Origin of the sequence: Flammeovirga pacifica (genome assembly GCF_000807855.2) — a bacterium.
In the GTDB taxonomy this organism is placed as follows: domain Bacteria; phylum Bacteroidota; class Bacteroidia; order Cytophagales; family Flammeovirgaceae; genus Flammeovirga; species Flammeovirga pacifica.
The window spans coordinates 746,200-768,846 of the sequence record NZ_JRYR02000002.1 but is presented as its reverse complement, the minus strand read 5'-3'; the positions used below and the strand labels follow the sequence as shown (position 1 = coordinate 768,846).

General features: G+C 33.0%; 13 protein-coding genes and 1 pseudogene. 8 read left to right on the top strand and 6 right to left on the bottom strand.

What is annotated here, in order from left to right:
* The 7 genes and pseudogenes from NH26_RS22100 (at position 1) to NH26_RS22070 (ending at position 12,931) form a co-directional block, all read left to right on the top strand.
* Positions 1-1,524: a family 43 glycosylhydrolase gene (locus tag NH26_RS22100; RefSeq protein ID WP_084812328.1), complete on the top strand. Its 1,524-nt coding sequence runs from the start codon at positions 1-3 to the stop codon at positions 1,522-1,524.
* Between the two features lie 184 nt (positions 1,525-1,708).
* The gene (locus tag NH26_RS22095) at positions 1,709-2,551 is read left to right on the top strand and encodes an NAD(P)H-binding protein (RefSeq protein ID WP_044220769.1); all 843 of its coding nucleotides are present in this window, start codon (positions 1,709-1,711) and stop codon (positions 2,549-2,551) included.
* A gap of 258 nt (positions 2,552-2,809) precedes the next feature.
* Positions 2,810-5,059: a GH92 family glycosyl hydrolase gene (locus NH26_RS22090; protein ID WP_044220772.1), complete on the top strand. Its 2,250-nt coding sequence runs from the start codon at positions 2,810-2,812 to the stop codon at positions 5,057-5,059.
* Between the two features lie 85 nt (positions 5,060-5,144).
* Positions 5,145-7,418 (top strand): annotated as a pseudogene (locus tag NH26_RS22085) (GH92 family glycosyl hydrolase); the annotation flags it as partial.
* A 197-nt stretch (positions 7,419-7,615) separates the two neighbouring features.
* Positions 7,616-10,618 (top strand): GH92 family glycosyl hydrolase, encoded by a 3,003-nt coding sequence (locus NH26_RS22080; RefSeq protein WP_052431891.1) that lies wholly within the window; start codon positions 7,616-7,618, stop codon positions 10,616-10,618.
* Positions 10,619-10,807: 189 nt separating this feature from the next.
* Positions 10,808-12,463, top strand: coding sequence for a M1 family metallopeptidase (locus tag NH26_RS22075; RefSeq protein WP_084812327.1), 1,656 nt, complete (start codon positions 10,808-10,810; stop codon positions 12,461-12,463).
* A gap of 102 nt (positions 12,464-12,565) precedes the next feature.
* Positions 12,566-12,931, top strand: coding sequence for a hypothetical protein (locus NH26_RS22070; RefSeq protein ID WP_044220781.1), 366 nt, complete (start codon positions 12,566-12,568; stop codon positions 12,929-12,931).
* Positions 12,932-13,041: 110 nt separating this feature from the next.
* Here the strand turns inward: NH26_RS22070 and NH26_RS22065 are convergent, their stop codons facing one another.
* The 6 genes from NH26_RS22065 to NH26_RS22040 form a co-directional block, all read right to left on the bottom strand.
* Complete coding sequence (locus NH26_RS22065; protein WP_044220784.1) at positions 13,042-13,716, bottom strand: hypothetical protein; 675 nt, start codon at positions 13,714-13,716, stop codon at positions 13,042-13,044.
* Between the two features lie 155 nt (positions 13,717-13,871).
* Positions 13,872-14,258, bottom strand: coding sequence for a hypothetical protein (locus NH26_RS22060; protein ID WP_044220787.1), 387 nt, complete (start codon positions 14,256-14,258; stop codon positions 13,872-13,874).
* Between the two features lie 74 nt (positions 14,259-14,332).
* On the bottom strand, positions 14,333-15,013 hold the full coding sequence (locus NH26_RS22055) for a hypothetical protein (protein ID WP_044220790.1): 681 nt from the start codon (positions 15,011-15,013) through the stop codon (positions 14,333-14,335).
* A 214-nt stretch (positions 15,014-15,227) separates the two neighbouring features.
* Positions 15,228-15,593, bottom strand: coding sequence for a hypothetical protein (locus NH26_RS22050; RefSeq protein WP_139263235.1), 366 nt, complete (start codon positions 15,591-15,593; stop codon positions 15,228-15,230).
* 262 nt (positions 15,594-15,855) lie between these two features.
* Entirely contained in the window at positions 15,856-17,268 is a 1,413-nt protein-coding gene (locus NH26_RS22045; RefSeq protein ID WP_044221124.1) for a sulfatase, read from the bottom strand.
* A gap of 171 nt (positions 17,269-17,439) precedes the next feature.
* On the bottom strand, positions 17,440-18,969 hold the full coding sequence (locus tag NH26_RS22040) for a sulfatase (RefSeq protein WP_084812326.1): 1,530 nt from the start codon (positions 18,967-18,969) through the stop codon (positions 17,440-17,442).
* Positions 18,970-19,538: 569 nt separating this feature from the next.
* Here NH26_RS22040 and NH26_RS22035 point away from each other — a divergent pair.
* Positions 19,539-22,643, top strand: a complete 3,105-nt coding sequence (locus tag NH26_RS22035) for a SusC/RagA family TonB-linked outer membrane protein (RefSeq protein WP_044221131.1) — start codon at positions 19,539-19,541, stop codon at positions 22,641-22,643.
* The last annotated feature ends 4 nt before the right edge of the window (positions 22,644-22,647 follow it).

Here is a 22,647-nt window from a genome sequence, read left to right as displayed (position 1 = left end):
ATGAAATTATTACAACTTATATTTTTTATCTTTTTGATAAGCCATATTTCTATGGCTCAGAATAAGAAGACCTCGAGTACAAAAAGTAGTGCGACTTTACGTTTGGAAGAATATGCTAAAAATGGTAATTGTGATGTGTCAATACCGAATAACCCCGAATGGAATATTGCTTTTAAAAGGTCAAATTTAAAAGGTGATTTAGCGCCAAATGTAAACTACATAAGACGCGATCCAAGTTCTGTTATTAAAGTAGAAGGGAAATATTATGTATGGTATTCTTACAGTCTTACAGATGCACCGGGTAAAAAAGCACCTTGGGATTATAATGATTTATATTATGCTACATCAACAGATGGATGGACTTGGGAAGAAAAAGGTGTTGCTGTAGCAAGAGGACCAGAAGGATCTTTTGATCATCGTTCCGCTTTTACAACCGAAATTTTTTATCATGAGAAGAAATTCTACTTGGTATATCAAGCAGCCGAAGATTTAGAAGGAATATATGATAAAAATACGATTGCAATGGCTTACTCTGATTCGCCAGACGGTCCTTGGACAAAAGTACCTGAACCGTTAATAGCCCCGACAACAGATCATGACGGCCCTTTCTTTGATGATAATGCAGTTCACGATCCTTGTATTCTTCATTTTAACGGTAAGTTTTATTTGTATTACAAAGGCGAAGGATCAGACGAACCCGTTTGTGGAGTGGGTGTATGGGGTTTAAACAAACAAGTGAAATGGGGGGTAGCTATAGCAGATAATCCAACAGGTCCTTACGTAAAATCACCGCAAAACCCTATCACTAATACAGGACATGAAGTTTGTGTTTGGAATGCTGAGGATGGAATTGCATTAATGTTACATCAAGACGGACCAGAGTACGGTACAATTCAGTATGCTGCAGACGGTGTGAACTTTGAAATCAAAGGAAAAGTAAACGATTTTGTACTTCAAGATTATAGTTCTGAATATCCAGAAGCAGCTGGTTTATATAGACCAGTTACAGTGGATAAATCTCCAGTTACAGGTGTTTCATGGGGAATATGCCATACATTAACTCGTTCTCAGGGTAAATTTTGGATGTACCTACGAAGATTTGAAAACAAAGATAAAACGGTAATGGTAGATGATGCAGACAATGAAGGAATCATTTTAACAGATGAAACACCTGTTGAACCTGAAGAACCAGAAACACCCGAAGAGCCGGAAGAACCAGAAGAGCCTAACACACCTGATACTCCAGGGGAAAGCGAAACGCCAACATCTACAAATAATACGTCCTATTCTAACTTTAATATATATCCTAATCCAGTAAATAATGATTTGTATTTTAAAGGTTTAGTCGCTGGGATTTATAATTATGAAATAAGATCAATAGTAGGACAAGTTGTAAAACAAAATCTTTTTAATGCCAATAGACCAAAAGTAAATGTTTCAAATTTATCTTCAGGTTTATACTTTTTCTCATTGATAAATCAAAATACGAATGAGTTCTATAAATCTAGTTTTCTAAAAAACTAAAGAGCTTTCTAAACTGTTCAGGGTGATAAATGCGACTATCACTCTGAATAGTTTTTTATTACGTTTTTTTGTGATTTTATTCCAATCATTTTTAGGGTTTCTGTATTGTATTTCGCTATTCATTAAATGAAGTTTTGAATTATTTTGAGTAACTTAAATAGTCAAAAATTAAATAATAACTCAAATGAAATTTGCAATAACAACAGCAAGTGGTAACCTTGGTTCAACTATTATCAAACATCTTAAATCAGTCACTGATAATTCCAATATTATTGGCATTGCTAGAACACCAGAAAAAGCCGCTTTCCTTGATGTAGAAATCAGGAAAGGAGATTACAATAGTAAAGAACAATTTCTTGAAGCGTTAAAAGGAGTTGACATTTTAATTCTCATTTCTGGAATGGACCACCCCGATAAACGTATTCAACAACATAGAAATGTGATTGAAGCAGCTGTAGAAAATGGAGTAAGCAAGATTGTTTATACAAGTATTATGGGTGCCGAAAAAGGAAATGGGTTTAGTCCAGTGGTAGCAAGTAACCGACAAACGGAAGAGGATATTAAGCAATCTGGTATGCAATGGGCCATAGGAAGAAATGGTATATACCTAGAACCAGATGTCGAATATATCGAAACCTATATTAAAGAAGGAGGAATCATCAATTCAGCAGGAGAAGGGAAATGTGGGTATACTTCACGACCAGAATTGGCAGCAGCCTATTTTAATTTGGCTATTAAAGAAGAGATGAACGGTAGAACAGTCAACCTTTTTGGTACAGCTATCACACAACAAGAATTAGTGGAAGCTTTGAATAAGGCTTACAATACAAATATGACTTATACATCTATAGGTGTACAAGAATATACAGAATTAAGAAAGAAAGCATTAGGAGATTTTATAGGATCTGTTATTGGTGGTATTTACGAAGGAATTAAGTCAGGTGTATTTAGTGGGGATTCACATTATGAGGAAGTTACAGGAAGACCGCATAAAAATATTGATGAATTAATTTCATTAATGAAATAGAATAATATCTATTTAGTATTATAAAAAACTCAGGGATTGTTTGTTAGAACAGTTCCTGAGTTTTTTTGTTTTTTGAAGTCTATATAAAGCTCGTAATTAGTTCAATGTTAAACTATTTAAATTTGTAAATATGATTTAAGTTTTTTTCACGCAAATAGATGTTAAGTAACTTTGATTAAGTGAGGGTTTTACCCTTATTGCCCGACATAAATACGAAATTAAGTACTACTACCGTAACCGATTGAAAATTAAATAGAAATGAACTTGAGGAAATTCTACTCTATAGCGATTGCTTGTTTGATATCATCGATTGTATCTGCACAAGACTATACAAATTATGTCAACCCATTTATTGGGACAACAAATTATGGAGCCACTAACCCAGGAGCTATTGCTCCAAGAGGAATGGTATCAGTAGTTCCATTTAACACCTCTGGAGGTGAAACTTCTTTTGAAAAAGATAGCGGTTGGTTATCTCAAGTCTATGAGTATACCAATACCTTTTTTACAGGATTCTCTCATGTAAATTTAAGTGGTGTGGGATGTCCTGATTTGGGTGCGGTGATTGTGATGCCAACTACAGGAGATGTAAATATTCATCCTATGGAATATGGGTCATCACTTTCAGATCAAAAGGCACAGGCTGGACTATATGAAGCACATATTGATAAATATGATGTAGATGCTAAAGTGACAGCCACACAAAGAGCAGGTATCTCAAAATTCTCTTTTCCAGCAGGTAAAGCCAATCTTTTATTGAATCTAGGTCAGGCACTTTCTAATGAGAGTGGTGCTATGGTAAAAGTAGTCAATAATCAAGAAATTGAAGGGATGAGAATGGTAGGTTCATTCTGTTATAATAATCCTAAAACAGTTTATCCTGTTTACTTTGTGATGAAAGTAAACAAGAAAGCGGATCAAACGGCAGTTTGGCAACAACATAAATTAAATGAAGGACCAGAAGCCGCTTGGATGGAAGCGTATAATGGTCAACAAAGAATAATTGAAGATGCTTATTACCCAATTATTGGTGATTCTTTAGGAACGATCTTCTCTTATGATTTTGCAGAACCTACAGAGGTAGAGGTTAAAGTAGGTATCTCTTATGTGAGTATCGAAAATGCAAGAAAAAATCTAGATGCTGAAGTAGCCAATATCTCATTTGATGAGGTAGCAAAAAGAGCAAAAGATAACTGGAATGATGTTTTATCGACGATTCAAGTAGAAGGTGGAACAGAAGATGAAAAAACAGTTTTCTATACAGCTTTATATCATACAATGATTCACCCTAACATTATGAGTGATGTTAATGGTGAATATCCAGAAGCAAAAACAAGAAAAACTAGACATACAGACGGAGATCGCTATACAGTATTTTCATTATGGGATACTTATAGAAACCTTCACCAATTAATGACATTGGCTTATCCTGAGCAGCAATTAAATATGGTCAATACTATGTTGGATATTTATGATGAGACGGGATGGTTACCAAAATGGGAATTAAATGGAACAGAAACTTTTACTATGGTAGGTGATCCAGCAGCTATAGTTGTTGCAGACACTTATTTAAGAGGATTAAATCAATTTGATGAAAATAAAGCTTTTGAAGCAATCATGAAATCGGCTTACCCTGTAGAAAGTGGTAATCCTTTTAGACCAAGTATCGAGTCTTATATCGAGAATGGTTATGTAGCAGTAGATGAAGAGCTTGAAGGTAAACTTTGGGCATCGGTATCGACTTCTCAAGAATATTATGTGGCAGATTTTGGTATTGCACAGTTTGCTAAATCATTAGGTAAAGATGAAATTTATAAAGAGTTCACCAATAGAGCGAATGGTTATAAAAAATTAGTCGATCCAGAAACAAAATTCTTAAGACCAAGACACGCAGATGGTAAATGGTATGCTGATTTTAATCCTTTATCAGGTGCTAATTTTGAACATACTGTAGGTTATGCTGAAGGGAATGCCTACCAATACAATTTAATGGTAGCTCAAGATATCCCAGGTTTAATTAAATCATTTGGCGGTAAGAAAGCTTTTGTCAATCGTTTAGATGAAATCTTTGAAAAGGATCAATTTGATATGGCAAATGAACCGGATATGAATTATCCTTTTATTTATAATTATATCAAAGGGCAAGAGCACAAAGCCACAGAAAAAGTACACGAGCTAAGAAAGAAATACTTTACAAATCAACCTGACGGTATAGCAGGTAATGATGATACAGGTACTATGTCTGCTTGGGTGGTATTTTCTATGATGGGAATTTATCCAGATGCTCCTGCAGTGCCTCAATACACGATTACAGTCCCAGAATTTGATGAAGTAACAATTCACCTAGATAAAAAATTCTGGAACAATGATCAATTGGTGATTAAGAAAACAGGTGGTAAGACCAATAAAATAAAAGCGATTAAAGTAGATGGAAAAACACATAAAGGGTATTTCATCTCTCATAAAGATTTAGTGTCAGCTAAGACACTAGAAATCGTGACTTACTAATTTATAAGCATACTCAATTCACGTACATAAGTAATCAAACTTTTGTACGTGAAATGATGAACAAGCCTTTCGAACAAAGACAAAAAACATCATGAAAAATCTAAAATATATTGTTGGAATTTTATCCGTTTTATTCATCGGATGTCAAGAAAAACCAACACAAACAACCTCAGCTAAAGAAGCCATAGATTATGTAGATCCATTTATTGGAACTGGAGGGATTGTCCATACTTTCCCTGGTGCAACGACACCATTTTCAATGATTCAATTATCACCTGATGGTGATAATACTGGATGGAATTGGTGTGCAGGTTATCATTATTCAGATACCAATTTAAAAGGCTTTAGCCATACCCATTTGAGCGGTACGGGTTGGTCTGGTTTAGGTGATATTGCTGTGATGCCTACAACAGGAGAGATTAAACCTCAGGCAGGGTCGAAACAAAACCCTGATGAAGGGTGGAGATCAAGGTTTTCTCATGAAGAGGAAACAGCTACTCCGGGGTACTATCAAGTGAAATTACAAGATTACGATATTAATGTAGAGCTCACTACAGGGAAACGTGTAGGTTTTCATAAGTATACTTTTCCTGAGTCGATGGAATCACATATCATCTTTGATCCTTCGAATAAGATATTTGAGCAAGTATTGAATACTTCAGTCAACGTTGTTTCTCCTACAGAAATTGAAGGATTTTGCCAATCTAACGGTTGGGGTGGTAATCGTTATGTGTATTTCGTAGCAGAGTTATCTAGACCTTTTGATTCGTTCCAAGTATTTAAAGATCAAAAAGCGACAAAAACGTCAACTGCTGAAGGAAAAAATGTAATTGGTGTTGCTAACTTTAAAACAGTTGAAGGTGAGCAAATTGAAATGAAAGTTGCTATCTCTGCTGTATCATTAGAGGGTGCTAGAAAAAATTTAGCTTCTGAAGGAAAGCAATCATTTGATCAAGCTTTAGCCAATGCACAGACAGAATGGTCTGAAGTCTTGAATAAATTTGAGGTGAAAGGTGGAACAGAAGAACAAAAGAAAATTTTCTATACAGGAGTTTATCATAACTTTATTGCTCCAAATTTATCTATGGATGTTGATGGACAATATGTTGCTTTAGGAAAGACAATGAAAGCAGATGGCTTCACAAACTATTCTTCTTTCTCTGTATGGGATACCTTTAGAGCAACAAAACCACTTATTAGTTTCTTAGCACCGAATTATTCTACTGATTTTGCGAATTCTCTAATCAGCAGATATAGTGATGCAAATGATCATTTACCACTTTGGGAATTGTGTGGTGTAGACAATACTTGTATGATTGGTTACCCATCTGTTCCAGTAATATATGATGCTATCATCAAGAAAACGGGGAATATTGATGAAAAAGTAGCTTTAGCTGCTATGGACGATATTGCGCATACCAACAAAATCTCTAGTTCAGATGGAGATGGTGGTTTAGACGAGTATATCAAACTTGGTTATGTACCTGCCGAAATTCCGAAAAACGTTTCGAAAACGTTAGAGTATGCTTATGAAGATTGGGTGATTGCTCAATTGGCCAAAAAGCAGGGTGATGAGAAGAAATACAAAGAGTACATGAAACGCTCTGAGAATTATAAAAATCTTTTCCATCCAGAAAGAAATATGTTCTGGCCTAAAAAAGCCAACGGAGAATGGTTTGGTGATATTGAAACAGATCAATGGGAACCACTTCAAAAGCATTGGATTTCAGGTAATTTATGGGCGTATGAATATTTTGTGCCTCATGCTATGAAAGATTTCATCGAGTTGAAAGGTGGTCAGACGGCTTTCCAAAAAGATTTGGATAAGTTGTTTACTGAAGAGCTAAACATGCAAGGTGAAGAACATGTAGACATCTCTGGTTTTGTAGGAGGTTATGCACATGGTGATGAGCCAGGACATGCCAATCCATATTTATACAATTATGTTGGACAACCTTGGAAGTCTCAAGCAATGGTTCGTCGTTTGATGGATGAAATGTATTCTGATAAGCCAGATGGTATGATCAATAATGAAGATTGTGGTCAGATGTCTGCTTGGTATATATTCTCAGCAATGGGCTTCTATCCAGTATGTCCGGGAGATCAGAAATATGTGATCGGTTCACCATTATTTGAGGAAGTAACAATGAAATTAGCCAATGGTAATGCTTTAAAAGTAGTGGCTGAGAATCAATCAGAGAAAAACATTTATGTGCAATCTGTAACTTTAAATGGTAAAGCCTTAACAGATCCATTTATTACGCAAGACGCTATTAATATTGGAGGCGTATTACATTTTGTGATGGGTGATCAACCTAATAAATCATGGGGTGCAAATCCTGAAAATTTATTGAAATAATTGAATGTAAATCAAAAGGTTATCTCATCATAAATGAGGTAACCTTTTATTATATAGCACTGTTTATCACTATGTCTTATAGAATTACAAAAAAACAACTTAAGACATTCTATTATACTTTTTTACCCATTTATTCATCCTCTTCCTAGTAAGAAGAAAACTACCTAATAAACACAATTATCAAATAATAAAGTAAAATGAAACATTACATTACCATCTTATTAATGCTTCTAATTTTAGGGTGTAATAAGAAAGAAAATATAGATTATGTTGATCCAATGATTGGTACAAATGGTATTGGTCATACTTTTCCAGGAGCAACAACGCCATTTGGTATGGTGCAATTAAGTCCTAGTAACGAATTTAAAAATTGGAATTGGTGTTCAGGATATCATTATTCTGATCAGATTATCAAAGGTTTTGCTCATACACATTTTAGTGGGGCAGGGTTAGCTGGTTTGGGAGATATTTTAGTGATGCCAACTATGGGTGATCCTACTACTAATTCAGGAACAGAAGAGGCACCAGAAACAGGGTACAGGTCTCGATTTTCTCACGATAAAGAAGACGCTAAAGCAGGATATTATTCAGTGACTCTTTTAGATGATAATATTGATGTTGAATTAACAGCTTCTCCGAGAGTAGGTTTTCATAAATATACTTTTCACAATTCTGGTGAAGCAAATGTTGTTTTTGATCCTACACATCACCTAATGGAAACCATTTTCGGTACAAGTGTAGAAATTATTGGAGACAATGCAATTAGAGGGTATAAAAAAGCGAATGGAGAAGCAGGCAAAAGAACAGTTTATTTTTACGCAGAATTTTCTAAACCTTTCAATCAATATTTAATTACCAATGAGGATCAACCCAAAAAGGGGATTTCTAAATTTGAAGAGGAAAGAGCTAAAGCGGTTGTTACTTTTGATGTGAAAAGTGATGAACAATTAGAATTAAAAGTTGCCATCTCCAATGTGAGTTTCGAAGGTGCTAAAAAGAACTTTGATGCAGAAGCTAAAACAACATCTTTTGATCAGGCTTTGGTGGCTGCACAAAATGCATGGAGAGAGAAGTTAAATAAAATTGAAATCGAAACGATTGATGAAGATGATAAAGTAGTATTCATGACGGGTATGTATCATTCTTTTATCTCTCCGAACCTTCTTTCTGATGTTGACGGTAATTTTGTAGTGGAGGGTAAAAAATACCATACTGATTACCCACAATACAGTAATTATTCTACATGGGATACGTTTAGAGCACTACATCCTTTATTTACAATAATTGAAAAGGAAAAAACAGCAGAGTTTGTCAATTCATTAGTCTCTCGTAAAACGGTATCTGATGTTGAGTTACCTATTTGGGAAGCTGTAGGGCATGATAATATTTGTATGATAGGGTACAATACAGTGTCTCCGATAGCGGATGCTATATTAAAAGATATTCCGGGAATTAATCAGCAAGAAGCCTATCAGACCATGTTGTCGGCTTCAAATTACTTAGGAAAACATTCTCCAAATTATGATGTCAATGGGATGGATGATTACCTGAAGTTCTATTATGTTCCTGGTGAAATTGGCTCATCAGTCTCAAAAACAACAGAACAAAATTATTATGATTGGACGATTGCTCAGGTGGCCCATAAGTTGGGTGATTCAAAAAATGAGCAATTGTATTTAGATAGATCGAAAGGGTACAGAGCGCTATTTGATAAAAAATCAGGTTACTTATTACCTAAAATGAGTGATGGTACTGTGCCTAATGTATCCACAGATACATGGGATGATTTAGTGAAAAATTACGTTTCCGGAAATATTTGGGCTTACAGTATGTATGTGCCTCATGATGTAAAAGCTTATATGCAAATGTTTGGAGGGCCAAAGAAATTTGCACAAAAAATTGATTCAATTTTAGCCGATACAACCACCTTAGGAGGAGCACAACATGTAGATATTTCAGGATTTATTGGGAAATATGGACATGGTGATGAACCGGGACATCAGATTCCTTATTTCTATGTTTTTGCTCAAGAACCATGGAAAACACAAGAGTTGGTGCATCAAGTAATGGATGAGTTTTACCATAATGACCCCGATGGTTTAGTAAATAACGAAGACCTTGGCCAAATGTCTGCATGGTATATTTTCTCAGCCATGGGATTTTATCCAGTGACTCCGGGTGATATGAATTATATCATAGGATCACCGAAGGTAAAAGCGGCAAAAATCAAATTAGAAAATGGGAAGACATTCTCTGTCAAAGTAAATAACGCTTCTGATAAAAATGTATACATCCAATCGGTTTCATTAAATGGAAAACAATTGGATAGAGCATACATCCAACATCATGAAATAATGGATGGAGGAGAGTTAGTTTTTGAAATGCAGGCTACACCAAATAAAACTTGGGCGACATCGAATGAGGCAACTCCAGGCGAAAAGATAACCTCAGTTCCTGAAGTAGCACAAAGAGTAACGAATACTCCTTATTCATCTAATGCCGAAAACTTCTTTGGAGCATCATTACCTATCAAATTATTCTGTAATAATACGGATGCTATTATTAGATATACTTTAGATGGTTCTGAGCCTAATGCAAAGTCGAAAAAATACACAAATGGTATTCAGATTTATAAATCGACAACATTAAAGGCTAAGGCTTTTAAAGAAGGATTGATTGAGAGTAAAACATTTGAACATCAATATATTAAAACACAGTCTGCAAGGTTAGGAAAAGGATATCCTAAAATTAACCTATCACATGAGACAGAGGATTATGGTAAAACAGATGGTAGTCAGTTAATTGATCAAAAATTGGCGTCTGATGCTTTTGCTGATGGACATTGGAATGGCTTCATCAAAAACAATCTAGAAGCAGTAATTGATTTAGGTAAGACGACAAATATCAAACAAGTTAAATACAATACTCTATCGAATACTTATGTGTGGATTTTCCCTCCAAAAGCAACAACTGTTTGGGTAAGTACCAATAAGAAAAATTGGAAAAAAGTGGGTTATGCTAAATATGAAAATGTATTAGAACATGAACATAAAATCATAACAAACTCTGTAAATATTGGCCATCAAAATGCACGTTACATAAAAATTGAAATCGAAAATTATGGTGGAATGCCGAAGTGGCATGGCGGTGCAGGTCAAACACCTTTCCTAATGATTGATGAAATCTATTTGAACGAATAACGTATCGAATGATGTAAAAAATCAAAAATGAAGTAAAATCAGGTGATTATGTACTCTACATGATCACCTGTTATTATTAAAAAGAATGAGATGACATGAAAAGGCTATTATTGAAGAATCCAGTATCGATAATTTTCTTTTTGTTGAATGCTTAATATCTTTATAAGAATAATATCAATTATAAATCGAATGACAAAAATAACATTTACTTTTTTCCTTTCTTTATTGATGACAACTTGCCTTCAGGCTCAATTATTACAAGGACATTCTCACGTGTATTCAGAACAAGATACACTAAGAGGAACAATTACATCTGAAAGGGCTTGGTGGGACTTACAAAAGTACTATTTAGAAGTAGAGGTACATTCAGAAGAAAAGTTTATAAAAGGGACTAATACGGTTGTTTTTAAAGTAATTGATCAACCCCAACAACTACAAATTGACTTACAAGAGCCTATGGAGATTCTTGAAGTAAAACACCATAAAATCAATTTAAATTTTACCCGTAATGGTAATGCTTTTTTTATTGATATTCCTCAGAAATATTCAGTAGGTGAAATAGATAGTATTGAGATATTTTTTGAAGGACACCCTAAAGAAGCAGTAAATGCACCTTGGGACGGAGGGTTTACTTGGGGAAAAGATGAGGAAGGAAATGATTTTATCGCTACTTCTTGTCAAGGTCTAGGTGCATCTGTGTGGTGGCCTAACAAAGATCATATGTACGATGAGCCCGATCTAGGTATGGAAATAAAAGTGGAAGTACCAGAACACTTGATGGATGTATCTAATGGTCGTTTGGTTGGAGTGAAGAAAAATAGAAAAAAGAAAACGAAGACCTATCACTGGAAAGTAGTGAACCCAATTAATAATTATGGAGTGAACATCAATATTGGTAATTATGTCCATTTTGGCGAGCAATATAAAGGAGAAAAAGGAAAACTAGACATGAACTATTATGTCTTAGAACATAATTTAGAGAAAGCAAAGAAGCAGTTTACTCAAGCCAAAGACATGATGGAAGCGTTCGAACACTGGTTTGGTCACTATCCATTTTATGAAGATGGATTTAAGTTAGTAGAAGTACCATATTTGGGGATGGAACATCAAAGTTCTGTTACTTATGGCAATAAATTTCAGAATGGTTATTTAGGAAGTGATTTAAGTAACACCGGCTGGGGACTAAAGTTTGATTTTATCATTATACACGAAGCAGGTCACGAATGGTTTGCTAATAATATCACCGATAAAGACATTGCTGATATGTGGATTCATGAGAGTTTTACAGCTTATTCAGAATGTTTATTTGTGGAGTATTACTATGGGAAAGAGGCCGGCTTGCAATATGTTAGAGGAACAAGGTCAGCAATTCAGAATGATCGACCTATTATTGGAGAATACAATGTTAATTCTGAAGGATCAGGTGACATGTATTACAAAGGAAGTAATATGATCAATATGATCAGAAAAATCCAAGATGATGATGAAAAGTGGAGATCGTTATTGAGAGGGATGAATGAACAATATTATCATCAAACTGTAGATACAAAACAAATTGAAGACTATATAAGTAAAGAAGTAGGAATAGACCTTTCTAAAGTGTTTGATCAATACTTAAGAACAACATCAATACCTGTTATGGAATATAGAAAAGTAGATGGAGGGTTTGCTTATAGATACATTAATGTAGTTGAAGGTTTTATGATGCCCCTTGATATTCTTATTAATAATGAGACTAAACGAATAGTGCCTATACAAAAATGGCAGATGTTGGAATGTAATGAATTTGAATCACTAGAAATTGATCCTAATTATTATGTTGGGTTAATGGAAATCAAAATATAGTGATGACCTAAAAGTCATAATCATTGAGCCTATTTTCCAAAAGTTTTCATCACTGATATAAGACATTTGTAATAGTTCAAAACATAAAATATATCAATAATTATGGAAACTATTACTCTTCAAAATCCAATGAAAAAGCCGGTGGCATTACGTATCATCATGGTATCATTTTTACTAAAAGTATTTATAGCTTTTGGTTTATACTATGCTATTTCCAGTGGGAAATTAGAAATACCGAATGCTAACCCTGAATACATATTATATACAGCAGGCTTCTATATTATTAATTTGATTGGGATGATTATCACCGCTTTAAATGGAAAGTTGCAACTCTTTAGGGCAATTATACTTTTTGATTTTATGGTATCTATTCCAGCAAAAGCTGTGATTGGGTTTGTGATGGCAGTGTATTCTTTTGGATTAACGTTTCATCCGAAATTGAAAGAGTATTTTGAGTCAAAGAATTAAATATATACAATCAAAAAAGGAGACTTTATACACATATGAAGCCTCCTTTTTTATTTCTATATATAGTATCTCTATGTTAAACTAAATTCGATCATAAGAAATATAAGATCTTATCTAAATAGTTCACATTTACTATTGTCTTCTGAGAAATCAAAATTGGGTAATGTTGGAATATTATCTTTGAATCCTTCAGTTAGTTTATAAAACCCACCAATCATTAAAAAAATACTGCCTATGGTTGTACGTACACGAAACCTACCACCCGATGACATAGCCATAACTGATAAACTAAGTAATATTATACCCCCTATAACACCAAAGAAACCCATTAATTTGTCTCTATTTTTTAAAGATTTAATTCTATCTATTTCCATTTCAATAGCATTATAAACCCATTTTTTTAAATCGTTTTCAGAGTATAAATCATTGGAATATTGTTTTATGATATTATTATAGTTTTCTCCTTTAAGGACTCTTTTTTTTACCTCAGCTTTTAGTTTTAAGCCATTTTGTTTTAAGAAAGTATTCACTCCATCGTTGTACAAATCGTTAGGGTATTTATCTAAGGCCTTTTTGATGGTTTGGATATCCTTTCCATCTTCTAACATAGATTTGATCTCTGTCCTGATGTCTTTTCTAAACTCTTTTTTTGTGTTTTTTATTAGTGTTTCAGCCGCTAATGCACTTTTTTTTACTTCAAGAATTTTTTGTTTAATAAATTCATCAGGGCGACCTTCTAAAATAAGTGCCTGACATTCGGATTTAATATCTCTTTCGACTAGCATAAAAGTAATAAGTTAATTAAAAAAAATGTTTGCTTTGATATATAATTAATCAAATATAAAAAGCGATAAATGTTAAATTAAAATAGGGGGGATTTCACAGAGAAATCTATACTTCATAAAAAATGTTTGAACTACCCTCTGTAATCAAAAAGCATTTATTTATGATTTTCTTTTTCTATTTTAAGTTTTGATAGCATTAAAATCATGTCGCTTTCTAAACTATCTCCAATATGATTTAATGAATAAATAGACTTTATTTTTCCATTCTTATTGGTATAAAATAGTTTTACAAAATTTCCCATACCATAAACATCATTGGCATTTAATTTAAAATCTGAAGAGGCCAATGTATTGATATCATCTAAGTTGATCACCTCTTCTTTTCCAAAAATACGATTTGAAATAATGACATTTTCACCATCATAAGCAATAGTATTTAAAGACAAAGTAAAGAACATGAACACTGTAATTATGATGAGTATAGCACCACAAGCAAATAATGCCGCTGGTAAATTACTTATGACAGAGTACAAATCATACATTTTTAATATACTCCACAAAAACAAAATAATAAATATGAATTTTAGGAATGGAATTCTGGAGGAAGAAAAGTTTATCATAATCTATAAAGTTTACATTTGTTGTTTTCTGAAATCTCAAATTCAGGTCTCTTTGGAATCTTTTTAGTAAGTCCCATAAAGAGTTTATACAAACTACTTGCAAATAAAAATATACTCAATAAGAATAAATAGGAGCTTTTTCTAACTTTAGTACCTGTTTGTAATATAAATAAACCTGGAAGAAAAAGAAGAATAGACCCAATAATACCAAAAAAACCAAATAGAAAATTTTTCTTTTTTATAGCATTAATTCTTTGAATTTCAATGTCAAAAGAGTTTTGAATCCACTTTTTAATTTCATTTTCAGGAAATAAATCACTTGAGTATCGCTTGATAATATTTTCATTATCATCTTTCTCTTGGACATATCTATAGATCTGTGCTTTTATTTGTAGACTTTGTTTGTCTAAAAATCTACTAACTCCATCATGATACAAATCCGTTGGAAACTCTATTAAAGCACTTTTAATTGTCATAAGATCTTTTCCTTCTTCTAACATGGATTTGATCTTTAATGAAATACTATTAATGAGTTCTTTTTTAGTTTTTTTGATGAGTGAATCAGCGGCAGATGCACTTTTTTTTACTTCAAGAATTTTTTGTTTAATATATCCATCAGGGCGGCCTTCTAATATAAGTGCCTTGCATTCTGTTTGAATATCTCTTTGGACCAGCATAAAAAGTTGTTAGTTAAAAAAATAAAAAATCAGTCTAATATAATAAGATAGATCCTTAAATTGAAAATTTATCTTAAAAAATGGTTGGATGTGAGTTTTATGATGAAGGATAAAAATCTATAACTGACCAATTATTTTAAATGAAATTTCTTAATAAAAAAAGAGGTTGACCCATTTGATGATGAGACAACCTCCTTTTTTATGTATATTTTCTTTATTCATTAAATTGATGGTAATCAATAATTTTTTGTGAACCATCGTCTTTTAGTACATATAAATACTTAAGTTTTCTTTCTTTATTAAAACCTGTGATATATTTATTATCATCATTGAATGGAACAGTATATAAAATTTCAGTTTTACTCTCAATCATGATGTCACCATCTTTATAAACACATTTAAGTTCTTTTTGATCGTTATCTACTAATCTTTGATTGATTTTATACACAACACTTTGTGGTGTGGAATCATCTTTAATCTCTGTTTTTACAGGATCATTTGAATTTTCTTTTGTGATATGAAAACTCATTGATAAGATGGATAGACAAACAAACAAAACTAAAGGTGTTAATTTTTTCATAGTTCGGTAATGGTTTACTTAGTTGATGTTGCTTCTTACTGCATTTTAATATATAGACGTATTAATTCAAAGCAGGTAAAGTCAAAATTACACTTGTTAAGGGTCTTCTTAGCTAAATACAATAAAATAGTTGGATAAATTCAAGCCTTTTACATTTATTTAGGCTTTGTGTGAGGGTGAAATATAATTTTTAGAATATGTATGCTAAGAGAGTGACTTCTCTATTTTAGATAAGCCACTCTCATATAACATAACTTTTTATCTAATTGTTCCTTTCGATCTTATTTTTTAAAAGATTTCTCATTTCTTCCAAAGCATTTTTGTATTGACCTTTTTTAGCAACATTAGTCCATTCGTTAGGATCATTATCATGATCATAAAGTTCTTCAAAACCATCTTTATAAATGGTATATCTAAATTGATTCGATCGGATAGAATGCATGCCCTTATCTTTAGAAGTTATAACAGCTTTATTCATCTTTTTAGTAGGCTTTTTAAGAAGAGCAGCAATACTTTCTCCTTCATTACTAGCATTTGATGGTAAATCACACATTTCAGTAAGAGTAGGGTAAACATCCAATAATGACACCACCTCATTGACTACTTTACCACCTTTTTGTCTAGGATCTAAAATGATTAATGGAGTTTTTGCTGATCTTTCCCATAATGTGTTTTTACCCCAAAAGTCTTTTTCTCCCAAATGCCAACCATGGTCACCCATGATTACAATAATTGTATTTTTCTTGTATTTAGAATCGTACAATGCATTTAATACTTCTCCCACACATTCATCAGCAAAAGTAAGATTGGCTAAATAGGCAGCAACAGCTTCTTTCCAAAGTCCTTTTTCAACCAATTCTTTATGAAGATTTGTACCCATTTTTTTACCAAAATTACCTGTATCTTCTAAATCGTTTTCTAAAACTTTAGGAAGTTGAATATTTTCAACATCATACATGTCAAAATACTTTTTAGGAGCATACCAAGGTAAATGAGGTCTAAAGATACCACAAGCTAAAAAGAATGGTTTATCATGCTCTTCTTTTAAGAATTTAGCACAGTATTCTGCATTTTGCCAGTCATTTGTTTCTTCTAACTCATCTTCAATCGGGTACCAATCGAATGCCTTTTTGAAATTTGCTTTGATTCCTTTTTGATTGAAGTTGATTCCGTGTTGTCTTCTTAAAGAAGGGTCTGGAAATTTCGTCCCCAATTTAGAATACTTTTCTACTTGAAATGAGCCAGGGTCACTACCTGGTTTTGGTGTAGGTTTAGTACCTCTAGGACTATGAAAGATTTTTCCAGAAGCAACAGTTTGATATCCATTAGCTGAAAAATGTTGTGGAAGTGTTACAACATTTTTAAATTCTTCTTTATCTCTAAAATGTTCCGAATTCCCATAGACACCTGTAGTCGAAGGACGTAATCCAGTTAATAAACTTGTTCTTGAAGGATTACATAATGGTGCAGAACAATACGCATTTTTGAACATCACACCTTCTTTTGCTACTTGATCAATATTTGGTGTGATCGCTTGTGGATGTCCTCCGAAAGCGTTAACCCAATCATTCATATCATCCACCATAATGAATAATACATTTGGTTGCTCTGTTTGGGCAAATGTTGCTGTATTAAAGACAACACCAAGTAGAATTAATAATATTCCTTTTTTCATTTTAAAAAATTTCATTTCCGTTTGATGGTATCAAAGTTCCCATTTCTACACATTACTTTATTGGTTGTAGGTATGAATTATGTAGTCCTAAGTTATTATTGACAACTAAAAAATGAAGTAATAGTATCTATTGGTTAGTAATGTGTATCCCAAAATATCAGATACTTATCATTACTTCAATTTATTTATATCTCTATTAGCTTTAATTGTCGGATCTGATGGAGCATCTACATAATTTTTTGGTTTTTTATAGTGTATCCTTTGCGCTTTGGTTCTTTGCTTAGGCACCCATTGGTGTAAAGATTTTACTATTTTTTCATATTGAGGCTCTTCAATTAAATTGTGCCATTCCATGGGATCTTTTTGTATATCATATAACTCACTTACTCCAGAGAGGTAATGTATGTAATGCCACTCTTCAGTCATAACAGATGTACCATCAACAGAAACAGTTACTCCAGGGTATTCCCAATTGTTGGAAGGGTTCTCTAATAAACTAGAAAAATCATGACCATCAATTTCCTTTTTCTGAGGTAATCCACATAAGGCATTTAAGGTGGGGTACATATCAATTAAACTGACAGTTCTTGAGCAATAAAGCATTTCTTTTTGTTGAGGTGTGCGTACTATAAAAGGTGTTTTAGTTACTTCAGACCATAATGTACTTTTAAGGTAGCGTTGTTTCTCACCTAAATGCCAACCATGGTCACCCCAAATAACAATAATGGTATTGTCAGCATGCCCACTTTTTTCTAAAGCATCAAATATAATTCCCAAGCATGCATCAGCATATGTTAAATTGGCTAAATAAGCTCTGGTGGCTTCTTTTTCTAAACCATGTTTTTTAATCCATTGATATTCTTTAGTAGGATGAAATAAAGGTGTTCCGTCTTTTTTAGTAATATCCATTAAATCATCTTCCTTTACTTCAGGAGTTTGAATTGTATCTAAATCATATTTATCAAAAAATTCCTGAGGCACAAACCATGGTAAATGAGGTTTAATTAACCCGACCGCCATAAAGAAAGGTTGATCAAACTCTTTTTGTAATTGTTCTTTCGTCCATTGGGCTACTTTATAATCAACCGTTTCATTAAAGTCTTTTTTAGTAGGACCCCAACTTAGTTTAGCTTTACTTTTATAGGCCTCGTCTTTTACTCCATCTATTACTCCGCCTTTAGCACTGTATAGTTTCTTTTGGTTGGGTGAGTCTTTCACATATCTTCTAGCTCTAGCGTGTTCATCAAACGCCCAATGTCCAAAATCAACTCCATTTTCAGTGGCATGTTTATGGAAAATCTTACCATTAGAAAGAGTGTGATAGCCATTTTTAGAAAAATATTCTGGTAAAGTAGCATTTTCCTTCACAAGATCGGTGTAGATCATATTCGTTGCATTCCCATAAACACCTGTTCTATTCGGCATAAATCCAGATAAGTTTGCTGATCTAGACGGACCACAAATAGGGGCAGCGCATACTGCATTATTAAAAATCACAGCACCTTCATTACAAAACTTATCAATATTAGGAGTAATTGCTTGAGGATGTCCTCCTAAAGGACCAATCCAATCATTGATATCATCTATAGCAATAAAAAGAACGTTTGGTCTTTTGTCTTCTTGAGCCATTACACTAAATGGAATAATGAAAAGAAGGATAATTAAAACTAAGTGAGTGGAAAGATTATTTGTACATTTCATTTCTTAACATTTAAATATTTTATCTACTGTAAATCTTCTAAATTATTCTAATACATATGTATGGTTTAATTCATTATTTGAAGCTGTAAGTTTAGATTCTTTATTTTTGTAAATTTAAGGGTAGACATACACCATAAATACAATTGTAATATCATTTGAATTCTAGTTTAAGGTGTGCTTTTTCAGATATAAAATGAAACTATCAATACTTTTTTGGTTTGATTTATGTCAATAATTTATTTTTAACTTCTATAAACATCTTATACTATTTTTTTATTAAACAGTGATTTCATCTCAAAAAAACCTATTTAATTATCCTAAACCACATACTTCAGATTGTGAAGTACATTATTAGAACATCCTGCAACTACTTTTGTAATATCATTTAACTCCTTTTTATGATTTCTGAGGTGCACCGGATAATTAAAAAAGTGAATCATTTTACAATCTTGAAAAAGTTCAACAAATGGAATTATTAAAACTCTTTAAGACATGATTAGACATCAATAAAACTATTGAGATCAGAATTTTTTGAAATGAATTAAATCAACAATTACAATACAATGAATATGGAACAGAACAATACTGTTTTCAGAAAATTGATAAATCCCGTTTTTTCAATTTTCCTATTTTCGCTAATACTATTTCTTTCTATTGATATTAAAGCACAAACTCTTAAAATTAAAGGAACAGTAACAAGTCAGGATGATCAACTAAGTTTACCTGGAGTAAATATTAGAATACTAGGTACAACACAAGGAACCGTTACTAACTTTGACGGTAAATATGAAATATTGACTGAAGCAGGTGAAAGTCTTGAGTTTAGTTTTATAGGAATGGAAACTAAAGTAATAAAAATTACAACTCAAACAATCATTGATGTGGCGCTTAAAGGTGATGTAAAATTACTAGATGAAGTAGTTGCTATTGGTTATGGAGAACAAAAGAAAAAAGAAGTATCCGGAGCCGTTTCTCATGTAACTAGTGAAGCTTTAGAAAATTTTGTAACCAATGACGTTGGTACGGCATTACAAGGGCAAGTAGCTGGTGTGAATGTAACCACATCAGGATCTCCTGGTGCAGATGCTGTAATACAGATTAGAGGTGTGAGTACTGTTTCTGATATGGCAGGAGCAACAGAACCTTTGTATGTAGTAGATGGAATTCCTCAAAATGAAAATCCACGTTTAGCCTCTTCAGAGATTGCTTCGATGGATATTTTAAAAGATTTGGCTTCTTGTGCAATTTATGGTACTAGAGGAGCAAATGGAGTAATTTTAATAACCACCAAAAAAGGTAATGAAGGTAAACTTAGTGTTAGTCTTGATGGGTCTTTTGGTGTAAAAAATATTGTGTCAAATATCGACTTGATGAATACTCAGCAACAAGTTTATTTCGATATGGTGAAAGAAAGGAATCGTGGTGCTAATGATTGGGATAACTCCACTAACTTACCAATTCCTAGAAATCCTAGTTTTTTCGGAAACGACACAGACTTAGCTGATGTAGTTATTTTAAATAATCAACCTACTCAGAGTTATAACCTTGGTGTAAACGGTGGATCAAAAGGTTTAACTTATAACCTAACGGCAGGTTTTTATGATGATCAAGGAGCATTAATTAATTCTGGATTTACACGTTTTAATGGACGTGGAGGTATGAATTACAAAAAGGATAAATGGCATATTAGCTCTTCTATTGGTATTACTTCTGAAGAATTAGCAAGAACATCTAATAACCTTTTAACGCAAACTATTAGATATGCACCTTACAAACCTGTATTGGATTTAACTTCTGATGTAGTTGTTGATGACGGTAATTGGAATACAACCAATAATGTATTGGAAGCAATGAGACAAGAAGATGTTACCAATAGAGAAAAAGCACAAGGTAATTTAAGTTTAGCATATGAAATTATTGATGGGTTAAAAATCCAATCAAATGTGGGTTTAACTACAATAAATGAATTTAGAGTACAGTTTAAACCATTTATCGAAAACTATGACGAGAATGGTATACTTCAATCTGATCCTTCTCTTTCTTTTGTAAGTAACGAGTCGAGTAGAAGAACAAGTATATCAGCTGATGCAAGACTTTCATATGTCAAAAAGTTTGGTAATCATAAAATCTCAGCTATTCTAGGTGTTTCCAATGAATCTCATTCAAGAGAAAGTTTCAGAGCTCTTAGAACAGGTATTATTGATAATTCTATAAGAGTTCTTAATGGAGCAACTCTAGCTGCTGCGGCAACTTCTGGCTATAATTATACATATAATATAATCGGTACATTAGGTAGATTATCTTATGATTATAAGAGTAGATATATGGTATCTGTAAGTGGTAATTATAATGGTAATTCAAAGTTTGCTAGTGGTAAAAAATGGAAATTCTTTCCTTCAGCGTCTGTAGCTTGGAACGTTTCAGAAGAAGCATTCTGGGAATCGATATCTAAAGTAAATAACGGATTTAAGATCAGAGCTTCTCATGGTCAAGTGGGAGGTCAAAGTTTCCTGCCTTATACTGATAAAGCAACAATACAAAACGGAATGGATTATCCTTTTGGATCAGGAGGATTCCCAACTTTATATTATGGTGCTGCTCAACAGAGTTTTGCTAACGGAAATGTACAATGGGAAACATCTATACAAAATAACGTCGGTATTGATTTAGCCTTTTTGGGAAACAAATTTATATTGAATGCAGATCTATACCATACAGAGAAATCTGATATGTTATTCCCAGTTCAATTACCAACTTCTGGAGGAGCTGGAACAGGTGCTGATTCTAAATTGACTATGAATATTGGTAATATGGTCAATAAAGGTATTGAATTAGCAGGTACTCTTAAAGGAAGAAAAGGAGACTTTAACTGGAGTGCTACGGGTACTTTCACCAAAAACATCAATGAGATTACTAGTATGAATACTGATGAATTTATCTATACAACAGATAACGGTTTAATCTCAGGTGCTGCATCAACTTCAAAAGTGACTGTTTTTGCTGAAGGTTATGAGGCAGGTGCTTTCTTCTTGTATAAAACTGATGGTGTAGTTCAATCTGATGAACAATTAAGAGAGTATCAAAAAATTAAACCCGATGCTAGAATTGGCGATTTAATTTATATGGACACAGATAATGATGGTGTCATAACAGATCAGGATAGAGTATATATGGGTTCAGGTTTTTCAGATTTTGAAGCTGGTATTGTTTTCAGTCTTGGATGGAAAAACTTTGATTTTATGATGCATTGGTATGCTGCTATAGGTCATGAAGTTATGAATGGTTCTAAAGCTATGGCTTATTCTGAAGGTAGACATATAGATCAAGTGAATACTTGGAATAGAGCACATACAACTTCTAATATACCTGCATATAGAGGTACTACTAAAGAACATGATAATTTCAGAGGATATACTGATCTGTGGTTAGAAGATGGTAGCTATATAAGACTTAAAAATATTCAGCTTGGCTATTCGTTACCAAAATCTGTTCTTCAAAAAGTCAATATCAACAATTGTAGATTTTTTGTATCAGCTCAAAACCCACTCACATTTACTAATTACTCTGGTTATGATCCAGAAGCAGCGGGTAATGGAGTTTCTTCAAGAGGTTTAGATAAAGGAAATTATCCAATATCTGCCTTGTATTTAATGGGCTTTAAGTTGAATATCTAAACAA